Raw genomic sequence first — 249 nt, 5'->3', positions numbered from 1 at the left:
TGGATCTGGAAGAAGTTCACCGGCAGCTGCTTGTAGCTGTTCAGTTCCTGGCGCGCGAAATCGGCGGCGGCCACTTCAGCGGTGGGGCTGTAGCAGAACACCTGCTCCTTGCGATCCTTGATCTTGAGCAGCTGCGGGCCGTACTTTTCCCAGCGCCCGGTGGCCTCCCACAGGTCCTTGGGCTGTATGGTCGGCCCCTGGCGTTCACTGGCACCGGCGCGCTCAATTTCCTCGCGCACGATGCGCTCG

General features: G+C 63.5%; 1 pseudogene. It reads right to left on the bottom strand.

The features are described 5' to 3' along the window. A pseudogene (locus tag ACQG3P_RS21175) lies at positions 1-249 on the bottom strand (proline--tRNA ligase); the annotation flags it as partial.

Source organism: Stenotrophomonas sp. SrG (assembly GCF_050031795.1).
GTDB classification, from domain to species: Bacteria; Pseudomonadota; Gammaproteobacteria; order Xanthomonadales; family Xanthomonadaceae; genus Stenotrophomonas; species Stenotrophomonas rhizophila_A.
This window is presented reverse-complemented; position numbering and strand designations above follow the sequence as displayed.